The sequence below is a fragment of the Klebsiella sp. H-Nf2 genome, assembly GCF_002806645.1.
GTDB lineage: Bacteria > Pseudomonadota > Gammaproteobacteria > Enterobacterales > Enterobacteriaceae > Klebsiella > Klebsiella variicola.
Genome location: NZ_PIBL01000001.1, coordinates 1262840 through 1281305, shown reverse-complemented (window position 1 = coordinate 1281305; position 18466 = coordinate 1262840). Strand labels below are relative to the sequence as shown.

Sequence of the window (18466 nt, the reverse complement as noted above, 5' to 3'; positions counted from 1 at the left end):
ATTGAGTTTCCTACCACCTTGGTGGTAATTGCAGTTTCCCTCCGCTTTAGCAAGCCAGTCCGGATTGATCGCCATCAATTCTCGCCCTCTTTCATAGCGTTACCTTCGCTGCAAATCCAGCAATGTCGATTTATCAGAGAGCCGTCAGGCTCCATATCAGGAGAAACCCGATGAGTAAATTCCTGGACCGGTTTCGCTACTTCAAACAGAAGGGTGAAACCTTTGCCGATGGGCACGGCCAGCTTCTAAACACCAACCGGGACTGGGAGGATGGATACCGTCAACGTTGGCAGCATGACAAAATTGTGCGTTCCACTCACGGTGTCAACTGCACCGGCTCATGCAGCTGGAAGATTTATGTGAAAAACGGTCTGGTGACCTGGGAAACGCAGCAGACTGACTACCCGCGCACCCGTCCGGACCTGCCGAACCACGAACCACGCGGTTGCCCGCGCGGCGCCAGCTACTCCTGGTATCTGTACAGCGCTAACCGCCTGAAATACCCGCTGATGCGTAAACGTTTGATGAAGATGTGGCGGGAAGCGAAAGTGCAGCATAGCGATCCGGTTGAGGCATGGGCCTCGATTATTGAAGACGCCGATAAAGCCAAAAGCTTTAAACAGGCTCGCGGTCGCGGCGGTTTTGTGCGCTCTTCCTGGCAGGAAGTGAATGAGCTGATTGCCGCCTCAAACGTTTATACCGTCAAAACTTACGGTCCGGACCGCGTGGCCGGCTTCTCGCCGATCCCGGCGATGTCGATGGTTTCCTATGCGTCCGGCGCCCGTTATCTGTCGCTGATCGGCGGCACCTGCCTGAGCTTCTACGACTGGTACTGCGACCTGCCGCCAGCCTCGCCGATGACCTGGGGCGAACAGACTGATGTGCCGGAATCTGCCGACTGGTATAACTCCAGCTACATTATCGCCTGGGGGTCCAACGTGCCGCAGACCCGTACCCCGGATGCCCACTTCTTTACCGAAGTCCGCTACAAAGGCACCAAAACCGTGGCGATCACTCCGGACTACGCCGAAATCGCCAAACTCTGCGATCTGTGGCTGGCGCCGAAGCAGGGTACCGATGCCGCGATGGCGCTGGCGATGGGCCATGTGATGCTGCGCGAGTTCCATCTCGATAAGCCGAGCCAGTACTTCACCGATTATGTGCGCCGCTATACCGACATGCCGATGCTGGTGATGCTTGAGGAGCGCGACGGTTATTACGCCGCCGGCCGCACGCTGCGCGCGGCCGACCTCGTGGATTCCCTTGGTCAGGAGAATAATCCGGAATGGAAAACCGTCGCCTTTGACGAGAAGGGCGACATGACCGTACCGAACGGTTCCCTCGGATTCCGCTGGGGCGACAAAGGCAAATGGAACCTCGAACAGCGCGACGGTAAAACTGGCGAAGAGATCGAGCTGCGTCTGAGCCTGCTGGGCAGCCATGACGAGGTCGCCAACGTCGGCTTCCCGTACTTCGGCGGCGAAGGTTCTGAGCACTTCAATAAAGTCGACCTCGAAAATATTCTGCTGCACAAACTGCCGGCCAAACGCCTGCAACTGGCCGACGGCTCTACCGCCCTGGTGACCACCGTTTACGATCTGACCATGGCTAACTACGGCCTGGAACGCGGTCTGAACGATGATAACTGCGCCACCGGCTACGATGAAGTGAAAGCCTACACCCCCGCCTGGGCGGAGAAGATCACCGGTGTCTCCCGCGCGCATATCATCCGCACTGCACGCGAATTTGCCGATAACGCCGATAAGACCCATGGTCGCTCGATGATTATCGTCGGGGCGGGCCTCAACCACTGGTTCCACCTCGACATGAACTACCGCGGCCTGATCAACATGCTGATCTTCTGCGGCTGCGTCGGTCAGAGCGGCGGCGGTTGGGCGCACTATGTGGGCCAGGAAAAACTGCGTCCGCAGACCGGCTGGCAGCCGCTGGCGTTCGCCCTCGACTGGCAGCGTCCGGCACGCCACATGAACAGTACATCGTACTTCTATAACCACTCCAGCCAGTGGCGCTATGAAACCGTCACCGCGCAGGAACTGCTGTCGCCGATGGCGGATAAATCCCGTTACAGCGGTCACCTGATCGACTTCAACGTGCGCGCAGAGCGCATGGGCTGGCTGCCGTCGGCGCCGCAGTTAGGGGTGAACCCGCTGCGTATCGCTGACGAAGCGAAGAAAGCCGGCATGACGCCGGTCGATTACACCGTGAAATCGTTGCAAGAGGGCTCGATTCGCTTTGCGGCCGAACAGCCGGAAAACGGCAAAAACCACCCGCGTAACCTGTTTATCTGGCGCTCCAACCTGCTTGGCTCCTCCGGTAAAGGCCATGAGTATATGCTCAAGTACCTGCTGGGTACCGAGAACGGCATTCAGGGCAAAGACCTTGGCAAGCAGGGCGGCGTGAAGCCGGAAGAAGTCGAATGGCGGGATAACGGCCTCGACGGCAAACTGGATCTGGTGGTGACCCTCGACTTCCGTCTGTCGAGCACCTGTCTCTATTCCGACATCGTGCTGCCGACCGCCACCTGGTACGAAAAAGACGACATGAATACTTCGGACATGCATCCGTTTATTCACCCGCTGTCTGCCGCCGTTGACCCCGCCTGGGAATCGAAGAGCGACTGGGATATCTATAAAGGCATTGCGAAGAAATTTTCCGAAGTCTGCGTCGGCCACCTCGGCAAAGAAACCGACGTCGTGACGCTGCCGATTCAACACGATTCCGCCGCGGAAATGGCGCAGCCGTTTGACGTAAAAGACTGGAAAAAAGGCGAATGCGACCTGATCCCAGGGAAAACCGCGCCGCATATTATTCCGGTTGAGCGTGATTATCCGGCGACTTACGAGCGTTTCACCTCGATCGGCCCGCTGCTGGAAACCATCGGTAACGGCGGGAAAGGCATCGCCTGGAACACCCAGAGCGAGATGGATCTGCTGCGTAAGCTCAACTACACCAAGGCGGAAGGCCCGGCGAAAGGCCAGCCGAAGCTGGAAACGGCCATCGACGCCGCGGAAATGATCCTCACCCTGGCGCCGGAGACCAACGGTCAGGTGGCGGTGAAGGCGTGGAAAGCGCTGAGCGAGATCACCGGTCGCGAGCACGCGCACCTGGCGCTGAACAAAGAAGATGAGAAGATCCGCTTCCGCGACATTCAGGCGCAGCCGCGGAAGATTATCTCCAGCCCGACCTGGTCTGGACTGGAAGACGAGCATGTCTCCTATAACGCCGGCTACACCAACGTTCACGAGCTGATCCCCTGGCGTACGCTGTCCGGCCGTCAGTCGCTGTATCAGGATCATCAGTGGATGCGCGACTTTGGCGAAAGCCTGCTGGTCTATCGTCCGCCGATCGACACCCGTTCGGTGAAAGCGGTGATGGGCGAGAAGTCCAACGGCAACCCGGAGAAGGCGCTGAACTTCCTGACCCCGCACCAGAAATGGGGTATCCACTCGACCTACAGCGATAACCTGCTGATGCTGACCCTGTCGCGCGGCGGGCCGATTGTCTGGATGAGCGAAGCGGATGCGAAAGATCTGGGTATCGAAGATAACGACTGGATCGAAGTGTTTAACGCCAACGGCGCCCTGACGGCGCGCGCGGTGGTGAGCCAGCGTGTACCGGCCGGGATGACCATGATGTATCACGCCCAGGAACGCATCGTGAACCTGCCGGGCTCTGAAATCACCGGTCAGCGCGGCGGGATCCACAACTCCGTCACCCGTATTACGCCAAAACCGACCCACATGATCGGCGGCTACGGCCACCTGGCCTATGGCTTTAACTACTACGGTACCGTCGGCTCCAACCGCGATGAGTTTGTAGTGGTACGTAAGATGAAGAACATTAACTGGTTAGACGGCGAAGGCAACGACCAGGTACAGGAGAGCGTAAAATGAAAATTCGTTCACAAGTCGGCATGGTGCTGAATCTCGATAAGTGCATCGGCTGCCATACCTGTTCGGTGACCTGTAAAAACGTCTGGACCAGCCGGGAAGGGATGGAATACGCCTGGTTCAACAACGTGGAGAGCAAACCTGGCGTTGGCTTCCCGAACGACTGGGAAAACCAGGAAAAATGGAAGGGCGGCTGGATCCGCAAAATCAACGGTAAACTGCAGCCGCGCATGGGCAACCGCGCGATGCTGCTGGGTAAAATCTTCGCCAACCCACATCTGCCGGGGATCGATGATTACTACGAGCCGTTTGACTATGACTACCAGAATCTGCATAACGCGCCGGAAAGCAAACATCAGCCGATCGCCCGCCCGCGCTCGCTGATCACCGGCCAGAGGATGGACAAGATCACCAGCGGTCCGAACTGGGAAGAGATCCTCGGCGGCGAGTTCGAAAAACGCGCCAAAGATCAGAACTTCGACAACATGCAGAAGGCGATGTACGGTCAGTTCGAAAACACCTTCATGATGTATCTGCCGCGCTTGTGCGAGCACTGCCTGAACCCGGCCTGCGTTGCGACCTGCCCGAGTGGCGCCATCTATAAGCGTGAAGAAGACGGCATCGTGCTGATCGACCAGGACAAGTGCCGCGGCTGGCGGATGTGTATCACCGGTTGCCCGTACAAGAAGATCTACTTCAACTGGAAGAGCGGGAAGTCCGAGAAGTGCATCTTCTGCTACCCGCGTATTGAATCCGGAATGCCGACGGTGTGCTCCGAAACCTGCGTGGGCCGTATCCGCTATCTCGGGGTCCTGCTGTACGACGCGGACGCGATTGAAAACGCCGCCAGCACCGAGAACGAGAAAGATCTGTATCAGCGCCAGCTGGACGTATTCCTCGATCCAAACGATCCGAAAGTGATTGAACAGGCGTTAAAAGATGGCGTTCCGCAGGGCGTTATTGAGGCCGCGCAGCAGTCGCCGGTCTACAAAATGGCGATGGACTGGAAGCTGGCCCTGCCGCTGCACCCAGAATATCGCACCTTGCCAATGGTCTGGTACGTGCCGCCTCTGTCGCCGATTCAGTCCGCCGCCGATGCCGGTGAACTGGGTAGCAACGGGATCCTGCCGGACGTGGAAAGCCTGCGTATTCCGGTGCAATACCTGGCGAACCTGCTGACCGCGGGCGATACCCAGCCGGTCCTGCTGGCCCTGAAACGCATGCTGGCGATGCGCCACTATAAGCGTGCGGAAACCGTTGACGGCGTCGTCGATACCCGCGCGCTGGAAGAGGTGGGGCTGAGCGAAGCGCAGGCCCAGGAGATGTACCGCTATCTGGCCATCGCTAACTACGAAGATCGTTTCGTGGTGCCGAGCAGCCATCGTGAACAGGCTCGCGATGCCTTCCCGGAGAAGAGCGGCTGCGGCTTTACCTTCGGCGATGGTTGCCACGGCTCTGATAGCCAGTTCAACCTGTTCAACAGCCGTCGTATCGACGCGATTGACGTCACCAGCAAAACGGAGCCGCACGCATGATTGAACTCGTGATTATGTCGCGTCTGCTCGAATACCCTGACGCTGCCTTATGGCAGCATCAGCAAGAGATGTTCGAGGCGCTCGCGTCATCAGAGAAACTCAGCAAAGAGGATGCCCACGCGCTGGGCGTTTTCCTGCGCGATTTAGTGGCTCAGGATCCGCTGGACGCCCAGTCGGCGTATAGCGAACTGTTTGACCGCGGCCGCGCTACCTCGCTGCTGCTGTTTGAACACGTGCACGGCGAATCCCGCGACCGCGGGCAGGCGATGGTGGACCTGATGGCGCAGTATGAGCGCCACGGACTGCTGCTGGATAGCCATGAGCTGCCGGATCACCTGCCGCTGTATCTGGAGTATCTGGCGCAACTGCCGGAAGAGGAAGCACTTCGCGGCCTGCGGGACGTTGCGCCGATCCTCGGCTTGCTCAGCGCACGCCTGCAGCAGCGCGATAGTCGCTATGCGGTGCTGTTCGAGCTGTTGCTGAAGCTGGCCAATACCCAGGTCGACAGTCAGAAGGTGGCGGAGAAGATTGCCGACGAGGCGCGCGACGATACGCCGCAGGCGCTGGACGCGGTCTGGGAAGAAGAACAGGTCAAATTCTTTGCCGACCAGGGCTGCGGCGAGTCGGAGATCTCCGCTCACCAGCGTCGTTTTGCCGGAGCCGTGGCCCCGCAATATCTGAATATCTCTAACGGAGGACAGCAATAATGCACTTCCTGAATATGTTCTTCTTTGACATTTATCCGTACATTGCGGGCTCGGTGTTTCTGATCGGCAGCTGGCTGCGCTATGACTATGGCCAGTACACCTGGCGCGCCGCCTCCAGCCAGATGCTGGACCGTAAGGGGATGAACCTGGCGTCGAACCTGTTCCATATCGGCATCCTGGGTATTTTCGCCGGCCACTTCCTCGGCATGCTGACCCCGCACTGGATGTATGAGTCCTTTCTGCCGATCGACGTCAAGCAGAAGATGGCGATGATCGCCGGCGGCGCCTGCGGCGTGATGACCCTGGTGGGCGGGTTACTGCTGCTCAAGCGTCGTCTGCTCAGCCCGCGCGTTCGCGCCACCACCACCGGAGCGGATATTCTGATCCTTTCGTTGCTGATGGTGCAGTGTGCGCTCGGCCTGCTGACGATCCCATTCTCAGCCCAGCATATGGACGGCAGTGAAATGATGAAGCTGGTTGGCTGGGCGCAGTCGGTGGTGACGTTCCACGGCGGTGCATCACAGCATCTGGATGGCGTGGCGTTTATTTTCCGCGTTCACCTGGTGCTGGGGATGACGCTGTTCCTGCTGTTCCCGTTCTCCCGTCTGGTTCATATCTGGAGCGCGCCGGTCGAATACCTGACGCGCAAATACCAGATTGTCCGCGCCCGTCGCTAACTGGCCCGCGACTGCTCACTGACCCCGCCGCGGCGGGGTTTTTTTTCGCCCCAGCCGAGGTTATTCCCTGCGGCGGCAAACAGAATAAGCATCCCGCCAATCAACTGCACAGGGGTCAACGCATGGTGGAAGACCAGATAGTCGACCACCATTGCCACCAGCGGATAAATAAAGGAGAGCGAACCGGTAATGGGCGTCGGCAGTTTCTGTATCGCGCTATATAAAAGCTGATACATGATCCCGGTATGGACGATGCCGAGGATCAGCAGATAGCGCCAGGGGAAGCTGGCCGTCCATTCGGGGGCATGCACCAGCGGCAGCAGCATCACGACGCCAACGAGCACCTGAATGAAGGCGATATGCTGTGCGGGGAGCGGATGCAATTTGCGCGCGATGATGGCGGTCAGGGCATAGAAGAATGCCGCGCCCAGCGCCAGCAAAACGCCGGTAGTGAGCCCCTCTCCATGCGCGGACGTCAGCTCGCTTGACAACAGGATCACTACGCCGCCAAAGGCCAGCAGTAGCCATCCCCATTTCACGGCGCTGACCCGTTCCCCCAGCACCATCCCCATCAGTACCAGCATAAACGGCTGGGTGTTATAGACCACGGTGGCCATACCGATTGAGATCCGCGAATAGGCGGCAAACAGCAGCAGCCAGTTGACGACCAGCGCCGCGCCGCCAATCACCGCCAGAGCGAGAGTGAAACGCGTTAGCCGGCTGAAGGGCTGGCCGCTTAACACGATAAACACCAGCAAGGTTAGCGCGCCAATCAGGCAGCGCCAGAACACCACATCCATCACCGGCAAACCAGAGAGCAGCACGAACGCGCCGATCGAGCCGGAGATTATCATTGCCAGGCTCATTTGCCAGACGCCGCGGGTAAGTTGCATTTTTCACCTCCACAATTTTTCAGTTATTGTGCGAAAAACCCTGACAGGGTGATATGGCTGAATTAAGGTAGAAAGAGGCGAATGCCTTTTATAATTAGGTGAAAAACATGAATGACGCACTTGATGAAATTGACCGGGCGATCCTCACTTGCCTGACTCAGGATGCCAGAGTCTCGCTAAAGGTATTGAGCGCGCGAGTGGGGCTGACCTCGCCGAGCACGGCCGAGCGGGTGAAGCGCCTGGAGGAGCGGGGCGTCATTCAGGGCTATGGGGCGCGGGTGAATCTCGCCGCGCTGGGCTACAGCCTGCAGGCGCTGGTGCGGGTCCGGCCGCTGCCTGGGCTGCTGCAGAAGGTGGATAAATATATCCAGGCGATGCCGGAATGCATTGAAAGTGACAAAGTGACCGGGGAAGATTGTTTCGTGATGCGCCTCGTGGTGCGCGATATTGCCCAGCTGGATACCCTGCTGGACGGTCTGGCCGAGTATGCGCAGTGTAACACCTCGGTGGTGAAAAGCTCGCCGGTAAAAAGGCGGTTGCCACCGCTGTGAGTTTTCCCGGAGACGGTGCTGCGCACCTGTCCGGGCTACCAAACGGCACCACCTGTAGCCTCGCTAAGCGAAGCGCGAGCGAGGAGGTAGCAGTACAACCCGTAGGGCAGAATATAGCGTGTAGCCTCGCTAAGCGAAGCGCGAGCGAGGAGATAGCAGTACAGGTGGTTGCAGAGAGCGCGAGAATGGTGGGGGAAGGATAACTCGGCGCTAAAGCGCCTCGCCCTTCGGGCCGTTGCCTGCGGCAACGTTCTCTCGCTACGCTCGAGTCGAACCTTGGTCAAAGCTTCTCATCCTTCCCCGTGGAGTAGAATATAGCGTGTAGCCTCGCTAAGCGAAGCGCGAGCGAGGAGATAGCAGCACAGGTGGCTGAAGAGAGTGCAACAGTAGTGGGGGAAGGATAACTCGTCGCTATCGCTCCTCGCCCTTCGGGCCGTTGCCTGCGGCAACGTTCTCTCGCTACGCTTGAGTCGAACCTTAGTCGAAGCTTCTCATCCTTCCCCGTAGGGCAGAATATAGAATATCGTAGGTAGATTAAGCTGGACATGACATGGGGAGATGGTGGTGGGGGAAGGATTCGAACCTTCGAAGTCGATGACGGCAGATTTACAGTCTGCTCCCTTTGGCCGCTCGGGAACCCCACCAGGGGTAAAATCACATTGTAGGCTATTCAGCAAAATGAATGGTGGTGGGGGAAGGATAACTCGTCGCTATCGCTCCTCGCCCTTCGGGCCGTTGCCTGTGGCAACGTTCTCTCGCTGGCACTCGAGTCGAACCTTAGTCGAAGGTTCTTACCCTTCCCGCTAAGTGCAAACATCGTTTACGCTTGTCGGGGAAACCATATCACTGTAGTGAATAATGGTGGTGGGGGAAGGATTCGAACCTTCGAAGTCGATGACGGCAGATTTACAGTCTGCTCCCTTTGGCCGCTCGGGAACCCCACCACGGGGTAATGCTTTGTACTGGCCCGCTTCCTTCTCGGGAAGCGGGGCGCATCATACCAAATGATGCGCCCCTGTAAAGCATTCGTTTGACAAAAATAAACTGGTTGCCTGATTTTTACGCGTAACGCCGTAAAGCTAACCAATTCATTTCTCAGTCGATTAAAGAATAATCGTCCGGTTACCGTAAACGAAGACGCGCTGCGCCAGTACCTGATACAGCGCCCGGCTCAAGACGTTTTTCTCAACATCGCGCCCAGCGCGCATCATATCTTCTGCGGTATAGGTATGATCGACGTGAATCACGTCCTGCATGATGATTGGGCCTTCATCCAGATTGTCATTCACGTAGTGGGCGGTGGCGCCAATGATCTTCACGCCGCGCTCATAGGCCTGATGATAGGGACGGGCACCGATAAACGCCGGTAAAAACGAATGGTGAATATTGATGATCTTGTTCGGGAAGCGGGCGACAAACTCCGGGGTGAGGACGCGCATATACTTGGCCAGTACCACGTAATCCGGATCGTGGGCTGCAATGGCATCTCCCATCTGCTTGTCGTGTTCTTCGCGGCTTAACCCTTCGTGGCTGACCAGCTCAAACGGAATACCAAAGCGCTCTACCAGCGGGCGCAACGTGTCATGGTTGCCGATAATCGCGGCGATGTCGACATCCAGTCCGCCGTAGTTGGCTTTCATCAGCAGGTCGCCGAGGCAGTGCGCCTCTTTCGTCACCAGAATGACCACGCGGCGACGGCCTGCCGGATTCAGTTCGCGGATAGAGCCTTCCGGCAGGGCGCTGTCGAGATCGGCCAGCAGAATAGCGTCGTTAAAAATGCCTTCCAGTTCGGTGCGCATAAAGAAACGACCGGTACGGTGGTCAACAAATTCATTGTTCTGCACAATGTTGAGTTCATGCTTGTAGCAGATATTGGTGATACGCGCGATGAGGCCTTTCTGATCAGGGCAAATAGTGCGTAGTACTTTACGTTGTAATGAATGCATCGCGAGGAAAATCCTGTAGTGTTTGCTAGCGCTACGGCAGCGTTACTGGCCGCAGCATTTTTTAAATTTTTTACCTGAGCCGCAAGGGCAGGGGTCATTACGACCAATCAGCGGTCGTGTCCCGTCGATATAGTACCACTGTCCATTTTCTTTTAAGAATCTGGAACGTTCAATAATGGCGCCCGGACGGTTATTGTCATTAAAGCGGGCGACAAAGCTGACAAAGCCTTCATGTGGTGCTCGCCCTTCATCACTGGCGAACAGGGTTAAGCCAAGCCACTCGGTCTGGCTAAACCCCTTATCCAGTTCGGCGCGAAACGCCTGTGCCTGACAGGACGGATGCCAGGTTTTAATCAGATAGTCGGCGTCTTTCATGACGAACGCGCTATAGCGGGAGCGCATAAGCTGTGACGGGCCTGGCGCAAGCTCTGCGCCGCACAGATATCGCTGGCAACATGAGCTATACTCCAGTGCGCTGCCACAGGGGCATAATTGCGACAAGACTGCCTCCATGGAAGAAAGAGTTACGGCGCTTCAACGCCAAAGGTGTTTATGTTAACTGAGCCGTGACAATGTTGCCACGCTCAGAGTGGAAGGATAGTTATCAGTAATAATGAGAAAGCTTAAAATTGGTCTGGCGTTAGGGGCGGGAGCTGCCCGAGGATGGTCGCACATTGGCGTCATCAATGCCCTCCGTCAGGCTGGTATCGAGATTGATATCGTCGCGGGGTGCTCTATCGGTTCGCTGGTAGGGGCGGCGTATGCCTGCAACCGGCTCCCGGCGCTCGAGTCATGGATCTGCTCATTTAGCAACTGGGATGTCCTGAAGCTGATGGACCTCTCCTGGCGACGTGGGGGTCTGCTGCGCGGTGAAAAGGTATTTAACCATTACCGTCGCATCATGCCGGTGACCGATATCGAACGCTGCGAACGTCGGTTTGCTGCCGTCGCGACCAATTTAAGCACCGGCCGGGAACTGTGGTTTACTGAAGGCGACCTGCACTTAGCCGTTCGAGCCTCCTGCAGTATGCCAGGATTGATGGCGCCGGTAAGGCATAATGGTTACTGGCTGGTCGATGGCGCGGTGGTCAACCCGGTTCCCGTGTCGCTGACGCGGGCAATGGGGGCCGATATCGTGATTGCCGTTGACCTGCAACATGATGCCCATCTCATGCAGCAAGATTTATTCTCCCTCGAAACGCCGCGGCCGGAAGCCGAAGAGAAGGAGGGCCCATGGCATACTCGTCTGCGCGCGCGGTTGACGCAAATGAGCTCCCGTCGTACGGCCGTGACGCCGACGGCGATGGAGATCATGACCACGTCTATCCAGGTTCTGGAGAACCGTCTTAAACGCAACCGCATGGCGGGTGACCCGCCGGATATCCTGCTGCAGCCATACTGTCCGCAAGTGTCGACGCTCGACTTCCATCGCGCAGGAGAGGCGATTGCCGCGGGCCATTTGGCCGTGGAAAAGAAAATGGATGAACTATTACCCTTAGTGCGTACAGCGGTTTGACGTACAAGTACCTGACTTAAGTAAAATCTGACAGGCGATAGTGAGAATAGCGTGCCACTATTGAATTATCGTCAGCCAGGGGAGATATCATGACGCAGCCATTGGCGGGGAAACAGATTCTGATAGTTGAAGACGAACCCGTTTTCCGCTCACTCTTGCATGGATGGCTGACCTCGCTGGGAGCAACAACCTGGCTGGCGGAAGATGGCATGGATGCCCTGCATAAAATGACCGAGGTGCGTCCAGACCTGATGATTTGCGACATCTCAATGCCGAGAATGAACGGTCTGGAACTGGTCGAGACGCTGCGTAACCGCGGCGAGCAGCTGCCGATTCTGATGATTTCCGCCACCGAAAACATGGCGGATATTGCCAAAGCGTTACGGCTGGGCGTCCAGGATGTGCTGTTAAAACCGGTGAAAGATTTCGATCGCCTGCGTGAAACCGTTTATGCCTGCCTGTATCCCGCGATGTTTAGTTCACGTGTGGAAGAGGAAGAGCGTTTATTTGAGGACTGGGACGCGCTGGTCAGTAATCCGACCGCCGCGTCGAGGCTGCTGCAGGAGCTGCAACCTCCAGTGCAACAGGAAATGTCGCATTGCCGCATTCATTATCGACAGCTGGTGTCGGCGGATAAGCCGGGGTTGGTGCTCGATATTGCGCCGCTCTCGGAAAATGATTTGGCTTTCTATTGTCTGGATGTCACACGAGCAGGGGATAATGGCGTGCTGGCGGCATTATTACTGCGCGCGTTGTTCAATAGTCTGCTGCAGGAGCAACTGGCGCATCAGGGGCAACGGCTACCTGAAATGGGGAGTTTGTTAAAACAGGTCAATCAGTTGCTGCGTCAGGCGAATCTTCCCGGTCAGTTCCCTTTACTGGTGGGTTATTACCACAGCGGTTTGAAAAATTTAATTCTGGTGTCAGCAGGCCTCAATGGCACGTTGAATACCGGTGAGCATCAAATTCAGATAAGTAATGGCGTTCCTTTAGGGACGCTGGGTGATGCCTATCTTAATCAAATTAGCCAGCGCTGCGCCTCATGGCAGTGCCAAATTTGGGGGGCCGGAGGGCGTTTACGCTTAATGTTGTCTGCGGAATGAGCAATTGCGTTTATATCTAAGCAGACGGCATTACCTGTAGCCCTTTACTGGTGGTACCATCGAGCAGTTTTATGCGTAAAAGTCCTAATTCGAGGCTATCGGAACCTTTTCAGACCAGTGAATACGCGGTTGGCTGATATACTCGACACGTTATTTGTAACGAGAAGTTTAAAAAACAAACAGTCCAGGAGATTTCAATGGCTGCCCTTAATTCTAAAGTCAGAAAAGCGGTTATCCCGGTTGCGGGATTAGGCACCAGGATGCTGCCTGCCACCAAAGCGATTCCAAAAGAAATGCTGCCGCTGGTAGATAAGCCGTTAATTCAGTACGTTGTTAATGAATGTATCGCTGCAGGAATTACTGAAATTGTTCTGGTAACGCACTCGTCGAAAAACTCTATCGAAAACCATTTCGATACCAGTTTTGAGCTGGAAGCGATGCTGGAAAAACGTGTAAAACGCCAGCTTCTGGAAGAAGTGCAGTCTATTTGCCCGCCGCACGTGACAATTATGCAGGTTCGCCAGGGCCTGGCGAAAGGCCTTGGCCACGCGGTACTTTGTGCTCATCCGGTAGTGGGTGATGAGCCGGTGGCGGTTATTCTGCCAGACGTTATTCTGGATGAGTTTGAGTCCGATCTGAGCCGCGATAACCTCGCGGAGATGATCTCTCGCTTTGATGAGACCGGCGCCAGCCAGATTATGGTTGAGCCTGTCGCGGATGTGACCGCGTATGGCGTGGTCGATTGTAAAGGTGAATCCCTGAAGCCGGGCGAAAGCGTGCCGATGGTGGGCGTGGTCGAGAAGCCAAAAGCTGACGTTGCGCCGTCTAACCTGGCGGTAGTAGGGCGCTATGTCCTCAGTGCAGATATTTGGCCGCTGCTGGCGAAGACCCCTCCGGGCGCCGGTGATGAAATTCAGCTGACTGACGCAATTGATATGCTGATCGAGAAAGAGACGGTTGAAGCTTATCATATGAAAGGCAAGAGCCATGACTGCGGCAATAAGCTCGGCTACATGCAGGCATTTGTCGAATATGGCATTCGCCACAAGACGCTTGGTGAAGATTTTAAAGCCTGGCTGGAAACCGCGGTGACGAAGTAATCCGCAGTGCTATTGAAAGCCTGAAACCGGGAGCGCGTCAGCGACTCCCGGTTTTTGTTTATCGAGCCTGAGGGCAAAAAAAATCCCGCCGGAGCGGGATTTTTAATATTGCGACAACGGAGATTAGATCAGGAAATCGTCCAGTGATTTACCTTGTTCGTCCATTGCTTTTTTGATCACCGCAGGAGTACGGCCCTGGCCAGTCCAGGTTTTGGTTTCGCCGTTTTCGTCTACATAGCTATATTTAGCCGGACGTGCAGCACGCTTAGTTTTGGTACCGGCTTTAACGGCAGCCATGGTGCTCAGCAGTTCATTCGGGTCAATACCGTCAGCAATCAGCATTTCACGGTATTGCTGCAGCTTACGCGTACGTTCTTCAATTTCTGCCGCGGCGGCGTTTTCTTCTTCACGGCGCTCGTTAACAACGACTTCTAATTTTTCCAGCATTTCTTCGAGCGTTTCAAGGGTGCATTCTCTTGCCTGCGCACGAAGAGTACGGATGTTGTTCAAAATTTTAAGTGCTTCGCTCATTGTAGTAATCTCAAACTTATATTGTGGGGTGGTTTGTTGAAGTAATAATAGAGCGATAAAATGCGTTGTGCAATAGGGGAGAATGTAAGGAATTCAAAATTACTGGTTATTTGTCGCGGGAATTAATTAATTTAAGTTAAAATTCTCGTGCTGCTTCACATCTTTCCTCCTTATAGCCATGAGCGGAAGGCTGGCTAAAACACTGAGACCGTATGCTTTTTCTGAGGTTCGGTGAGAAAAATTATCCTTTACATGGGTAAATAACCCTCGTCAGTATTAGCGCATTTTTGGTTACGCGCCTTAATATAAAACAATGCGCAAGACCGCTTATAGCCCATGGGTACTGGCCCTATAAGCACGAAAAGACAATGGTTACCGCGCTGATAGCGTAACGGGGCGTACAAATAATGGCCCTGTAAATTCAATTCATCCTCTTAACCCTTTCTGTTTCCAGGCCCTTCAGCGCCGCGACAATACCCCTGCTGAAAGGGCGGCTGTACGCATAAAATATGGTACAATCGCCGCCGCGATAAAACACTTTGATTGGGGTCACGCAGCCGATGGCACAACTTTATTTCTACTACTCTGCAATGAATGCAGGTAAGTCGACCGCTCTGTTGCAATCTTCGTACAATTACCAGGAGCGGGGGATGCGTACCGTCGTTTATACCGCTGAGATAGATGACCGCTTTGGCGCTGGAAAAGTCAGCTCGCGTATCGGTCTCTCCTCGCCGGCCCGGTTGTATAATCCGCAGACGTCACTCTTTAACGATATTGCGGCAGAGCACAAGCTCAAGCCGATTCACTGCGTGCTGGTGGACGAAAGCCAGTTTCTGACGCGCGAACAGGTTCATGAGCTGTCCGAAGTTGTCGATACGCTGGATATTCCGGTGCTTTGCTATGGACTGCGGACGGATTTTCGCGGCGAGCTCTTTACCGGAAGCCAGTATTTACTGGCGTGGTCCGATAAGCTGGTGGAGCTGAAAACCATCTGCTTCTGCGGGCGTAAGGCCAGCATGGTGCTACGTCTCGATCAAGAGGGGCGACCTTATAATGAAGGCGAGCAGGTCGTCATCGGCGGCAATGAGCGGTATGTCTCCGTCTGTCGTAAGCATTATAAAGAGGCGCTGAGCGTGGGTTCTTTAACCCAGGTACAAAACCAGCGTCACTCCTGCTGAGCCGCTCAGAAGCTCGTACAGGCGCCTGTGGGCGCCTTTTTTATATCCAGGAAGCCTTGTGCTCAGGGATGGCTACAGGCAGGCATAAAAAAAGCCCCGTCATCTGACGGGGCTTGCAGAGCGTTTACGGCTGTTGATTAAGCGGATTTCTTCGCTTTTTTCTCAGCTTTCACTGGAGCAGCTTCGGTTTTCGCAGCAGTTTCGCCTTCGACGAATTCGCGGCCGTAGTAGGTATCCAGCAGAATCTGTTTCAGCTCGGAGATCAGCGGGTAGCGCGGGTTAGCGCCGGTGCACTGGTCATCGAATGCATCTTCAGACAGCTTATCAACGTTGGCCAGGAAGTCAGCTTCCTGAACGCCAGCTTCGCGGATAGATTTCGGAATACCCAGCTCAGCTTTGATGCTTTCCAGCCATGCCAGCAGTTTCTCGATTTTCGCTGCGGTGCGGTCGCCCGGTGCGGAGAGACCCAGGTGATCGGCGATTTCAGCGTAGCGACGACGAGCCTGCGGACGGTCGTACTGGCTGAACGCGGTCTGCTTGGTCGGGTTGTCATTCGCGTTGTAGCGGATAACGTTGCAGATCAGCAGGGCGTTGGCCAGACCGTGCGGAATATGGAACTGGGAGCCCAGTTTGTGCGCCATGGAGTGACACACCCCGAGGAAGGCGTTCGCAAACGCGATACCGGCGATAGTCGCAGCACTGTGTACGCGCTCACGGGCTACCGGGTTCTTGGAACCTTCGTGGTAGGAAGCCGGCAGGTACTCTTTCAGCAGTTTCAGTGCCTGCAGAGCCTGGCCGTCAGAGAACTCAGAAGCCAGCACGGAAACGTAAGCTTCCAGGGCGTGAGTCACGGCATCCAGACCACCGAACGCACACAGCGATTTCGGCATATCCATCACCAGGTTGGCATCGACGATGGCCATATCTGGGGTCAGCGCGTAGTCTGCCAGCGGATATTTCTGACCGGTCGCGTCATCGGTCACCACGGCGAACGGAGTGACTTCAGAACCGGTACCGGAAGTGGTGGTGATCGCCACCATCTTGGCTTTGACGCCCATTTTCGGGAACTTGTAGATACGTTTACGGATATCCATAAAGCGCAGCGCCAGTTCTTCGAAGTGGGTTTCCGGGTGCTCGTACATGACCCACATGATTTTCGCCGCATCCATCGGGGAACCGCCGCCCAGCGCGATGATGACGTCTGGTTTGAAGGAGTTCGCCAGATCGGCACCTTTACGTACGATGGTCAGGGTCGGGTCAGCTTCAACTTCGAAGAAGACTTCGGTTTCAACACCCGCTGCTTTCAGTACGGAAGTGATCTGATCGGCATAGCCGTTGTTGAACAAGAAGCGGTCAGTCACGATCAGCGCGCGTTTGTGACCATCAGTAATCACTTCATCCAGTGCGATAGGCAGAGAGCCACGACGGAAGTAGATAGATTTCGGAAGTTTATGCCACAACATGTTTTCAGCTCGCTTAGCAACGGTTTTCTTGTTGATCAGGTGTTTCGGACCAACGTTTTCAGAGATGGAGTTACCACCCCAGGAACCACAACCCAGAGTCAGGGAAGGCGCGAGTTTGAAGTTGTACAGGTCACCGATACCACCCTGAGAAGCCGGGGTGTTGATCAGGATACGTGCGGTTTTCATCATCTGGCCGAAGTAAGCCACGCGAGCCGGCTGGTTGTCCTGGTCGGTGTACAAGCAAGAGGTATGACCGATACCGCCCATGGCGACCAGTTTTTCCGCTTTGATCACTGCGTCTTCGAAATCTTTCGCACGATACATCGCCAGTGTCGGAGACAGTTTTTCGTGAGCAAACGGTTCGCTTTCGTCAACGTTAGTGACTTCGCCAATCAGGATCTTAGTCGTAGCAGGAACGGTGAAGCCTGCCAGTTCAGCGATTTTTGCCGCTGGCTGACCAACGATAGCGGCGTTCAGCGCGCCATTTTTCAGGATGATGTCCTGAACCGCTTTCAGCTCTTTCCCCTGCAGCAGGTAGCCGCCGTGGCTGGCGAAACGTTCGCGAACTGCGTCATACACTGAATCAACGACAACAACGGACTGCTCAGAAGCACAGATAACGCCGTTATCGAAGGTTTTAGACATCAGCACGGAAGCAACAGCGCGTTTGATGTCAGCCGTTTCATCAATGACCACCGGGGTATTACCGGCACCAACGCCGATAGCTGGTTTACCGGAGCTGTACGCCGCTTTCACCATGCCTGGACCACCGGTCGCAAGGATCAGGTTGATGTCCGGGTGATGCATCAGCGCGTTAGACAGTTCTACGGACGGCTGATCGATCCAGCCGATCAGGTCTTTCGGCGCGCCAGCAGCAATGGCAGCCTGCAGTACGATGTCAGCCGCTTTGTTGGTGGCTTCTTTAGCACGCGGATGCGGGGAGAAAATGATGGCGTTACGTGTCTTCAGGCTGATGAGCGATTTGAAGATGGCTGTTGAAGTCGGGTTCGTGGTCGGTACGATACCGCAGATGATGCCGATAGGTTCAGCGATAGTGATGGTACCAAAGGTGTCGTCTTCTGACAGGACGCCACAGGTTTTTTCGTCTTTATATGCGTTGTAAATGTATTCGGAAGCGAAGTGGTTTTTGATTACTTTGTCTTCAACGATACCCATGCCGGATTCGGCAACGGCCATTTTGGCGAGAGGGATTCGAGCATCTGCAGCGGCCAGAGCGGCGGCGCGGAAGATTTTGTCGACTTGTTCTTGAGTGAAACTGGCATATTCACGCTGGGCTTTCTTTACACGCTCAACAAGCGCGTTCAGTTCAGCGATATTAGTAACAGCCATAATGC

15 protein-coding genes, 2 tRNA genes and 3 other RNA genes are annotated in these 18466 nt (G+C 55.5%); 9 read left to right on the top strand and 11 right to left on the bottom strand.

Translation table 11 applies throughout. The annotated features are described in order from the left end of the window. Positions 1-170: 170 nt before the first annotated feature. From CWM58_RS06360 to narI, 4 genes are read left to right on the top strand one after another with little or no spacing between them, the layout of a single operon-like run. A complete protein-coding gene (locus CWM58_RS06360; protein WP_061154197.1) occupies positions 171-3914 on the top strand; it encodes a nitrate reductase subunit alpha in 3744 nt (1247 codons plus the stop codon). Next, positions 3911-5446 carry a nitrate reductase subunit beta gene (gene narH, locus CWM58_RS06355; RefSeq protein ID WP_061154198.1) on the top strand — a complete coding sequence of 512 codons (1536 nt, stop codon included), beginning with the start codon at positions 3911-3913 and terminating at the stop codon, positions 5444-5446. Before CWM58_RS06360 ends, narH begins: the two co-directional genes overlap by 4 nt. Further along, on the top strand, positions 5443-6153 hold the full coding sequence (narJ, locus tag CWM58_RS06350; RefSeq protein WP_100680536.1) for a nitrate reductase molybdenum cofactor assembly chaperone: 711 nt from the start codon (positions 5443-5445) through the stop codon (positions 6151-6153). The genes narH and narJ overlap by 4 nt, the downstream gene beginning before the upstream one ends. Continuing rightward, complete coding sequence (narI, locus tag CWM58_RS06345) at positions 6153-6830, top strand: respiratory nitrate reductase subunit gamma (protein ID WP_002910189.1); 678 nt, start codon at positions 6153-6155, stop codon at positions 6828-6830. The genes narJ and narI overlap by 1 nt, the downstream gene beginning before the upstream one ends. On the opposite strand, the gene CWM58_RS06340 is transcribed toward narI, so the two are convergent. After that, positions 6827-7723 (bottom strand): DMT family transporter, encoded by an 897-nt coding sequence (locus tag CWM58_RS06340; RefSeq protein WP_012541354.1) that lies wholly within the window; start codon positions 7721-7723, stop codon positions 6827-6829. The genes narI and CWM58_RS06340 overlap by 4 nt on opposite strands. A 107-nt stretch (positions 7724-7830) precedes the next feature. Here CWM58_RS06340 and CWM58_RS06335 point away from each other — a divergent pair, with 107 nt between their 5' ends. Beyond that, positions 7831-8274 (top strand): Lrp/AsnC family transcriptional regulator, encoded by a 444-nt coding sequence (locus CWM58_RS06335; RefSeq protein WP_100680535.1) that lies wholly within the window; start codon positions 7831-7833, stop codon positions 8272-8274. A 183-nt stretch (positions 8275-8457) separates the two neighbouring features. Here the strand turns inward: CWM58_RS06335 and CWM58_RS06330 are convergent. The 7 genes from CWM58_RS06330 to CWM58_RS06300 form a co-directional block, all read right to left on the bottom strand. Continuing rightward, a non-coding RNA gene (locus CWM58_RS06330) (RtT sRNA) lies at positions 8458-8589 on the bottom strand. A gap of 69 nt (positions 8590-8658) precedes the next feature. Further along, a non-coding RNA gene (locus CWM58_RS06325) (RtT sRNA) lies at positions 8659-8790 on the bottom strand. 43 nt (positions 8791-8833) lie between these two features. Beyond that, a tRNA-Tyr gene (locus CWM58_RS06320) sits at positions 8834-8918 on the bottom strand. A 39-nt stretch (positions 8919-8957) separates the two neighbouring features. Beyond that, positions 8958-9090, bottom strand: a non-coding RNA gene (locus CWM58_RS06315) — RtT sRNA. A 43-nt stretch (positions 9091-9133) separates the two neighbouring features. After that, positions 9134-9218, bottom strand: a tRNA-Tyr gene (locus CWM58_RS06310). A gap of 159 nt (positions 9219-9377) precedes the next feature. Next, a complete protein-coding gene (purU, locus tag CWM58_RS06305; protein WP_061154201.1) occupies positions 9378-10220 on the bottom strand; it encodes a formyltetrahydrofolate deformylase in 843 nt (280 codons plus the stop codon). 42 nt (positions 10221-10262) lie between these two features. Then, on the bottom strand, positions 10263-10721 hold the full coding sequence (locus tag CWM58_RS06300; protein WP_133122413.1) for a YchJ family protein: 459 nt from the start codon (positions 10719-10721) through the stop codon (positions 10263-10265). Between the two features lie 112 nt (positions 10722-10833). Between CWM58_RS06300 and rssA the strand changes: the two genes are divergently transcribed. The 3 genes from rssA to galU all read left to right on the top strand — a co-directional run bounded on the left by rssA (position 10834) and on the right by galU (position 13939). Next, positions 10834-11736, top strand: a complete 903-nt coding sequence (rssA, locus tag CWM58_RS06295; RefSeq protein ID WP_061154203.1) for a patatin-like phospholipase RssA — start codon at positions 10834-10836, stop codon at positions 11734-11736. An 89-nt stretch (positions 11737-11825) separates the two neighbouring features. Continuing rightward, positions 11826-12839, top strand: a complete 1014-nt coding sequence (gene rssB, locus CWM58_RS06290; RefSeq protein WP_061154204.1) for a two-component system response regulator RssB — start codon at positions 11826-11828, stop codon at positions 12837-12839. Positions 12840-13036: 197 nt separating this feature from the next. After that, positions 13037-13939 (top strand): UTP--glucose-1-phosphate uridylyltransferase GalU, encoded by a 903-nt coding sequence (gene galU / locus CWM58_RS06285; protein WP_061154205.1) that lies wholly within the window; start codon positions 13037-13039, stop codon positions 13937-13939. A gap of 123 nt (positions 13940-14062) precedes the next feature. Here galU and hns read toward each other — a convergent pair whose 3' ends face one another. Further along, positions 14063-14470 carry a histone-like nucleoid-structuring protein H-NS gene (gene hns, locus CWM58_RS06280; RefSeq protein ID WP_002910103.1) on the bottom strand — a complete coding sequence of 136 codons (408 nt, stop codon included), beginning with the start codon at positions 14468-14470 and terminating at the stop codon, positions 14063-14065. Positions 14471-14891: 421 nt separating this feature from the next. Further along, a complete protein-coding gene (locus tag CWM58_RS28415; RefSeq protein WP_165785134.1) occupies positions 14892-15023 on the bottom strand; it encodes a hypothetical protein in 132 nt (43 codons plus the stop codon). 7 nt (positions 15024-15030) lie between these two features. On the opposite strand from CWM58_RS28415, the gene tdk reads away from it, so the two are divergent. Next, positions 15031-15648, top strand: coding sequence for a thymidine kinase (gene tdk / locus CWM58_RS06275; protein WP_061156354.1), 618 nt, complete (start codon positions 15031-15033; stop codon positions 15646-15648). Positions 15649-15785: 137 nt separating this feature from the next. Here tdk and adhE read toward each other — a convergent pair whose 3' ends face one another. Then, the gene (adhE, locus tag CWM58_RS06270) at positions 15786-18461 is read right to left on the bottom strand and encodes a bifunctional acetaldehyde-CoA/alcohol dehydrogenase (protein WP_074385535.1); all 2676 of its coding nucleotides are present in this window, start codon (positions 18459-18461) and stop codon (positions 15786-15788) included. Between the last annotated feature and the right edge of the window lie 5 nt (positions 18462-18466).

Bases quoted from the DNA above. Each gene is read 5' to 3' on its own strand.
- CWM58_RS06360 (WP_061154197.1), top strand. From the start codon at position 171: ATGAGTAAATTCCTGGACCGGTTTCGCTACTTCAAACAGAAGGGTGAA.
- narH (WP_061154198.1), top strand. From the start codon at position 3,911: ATGAAAATTCGTTCACAAGTCGGCATGGTGCTGAATCTCGATAAGTGC.
- narJ (WP_100680536.1), top strand. From the start codon at position 5,443: ATGATTGAACTCGTGATTATGTCGCGTCTGCTCGAATACCCTGACGCT.
- narI (WP_002910189.1), top strand. From the start codon at position 6,153: ATGCACTTCCTGAATATGTTCTTCTTTGACATTTATCCGTACATTGCG.
- CWM58_RS06340 (WP_012541354.1), bottom strand. From the start codon at position 7,723: ATGCAACTTACCCGCGGCGTCTGGCAAATGAGCCTGGCAATGATAATC.
- CWM58_RS06335 (WP_100680535.1), top strand. From the start codon at position 7,831: ATGAATGACGCACTTGATGAAATTGACCGGGCGATCCTCACTTGCCTG.
- purU (WP_061154201.1), bottom strand. From the start codon at position 10,220: ATGCATTCATTACAACGTAAAGTACTACGCACTATTTGCCCTGATCAG.
- rssA (WP_061154203.1), top strand. From the start codon at position 10,834: ATGAGAAAGCTTAAAATTGGTCTGGCGTTAGGGGCGGGAGCTGCCCGA.
- rssB (WP_061154204.1), top strand. From the start codon at position 11,826: ATGACGCAGCCATTGGCGGGGAAACAGATTCTGATAGTTGAAGACGAA.
- galU (WP_061154205.1), top strand. From the start codon at position 13,037: ATGGCTGCCCTTAATTCTAAAGTCAGAAAAGCGGTTATCCCGGTTGCG.
- hns (WP_002910103.1), bottom strand. From the start codon at position 14,470: ATGAGCGAAGCACTTAAAATTTTGAACAACATCCGTACTCTTCGTGCG.
- tdk (WP_061156354.1), top strand. From the start codon at position 15,031: ATGGCACAACTTTATTTCTACTACTCTGCAATGAATGCAGGTAAGTCG.
- adhE (WP_074385535.1), bottom strand. From the start codon at position 18,461: ATGGCTGTTACTAATATCGCTGAACTGAACGCGCTTGTTGAGCGTGTA.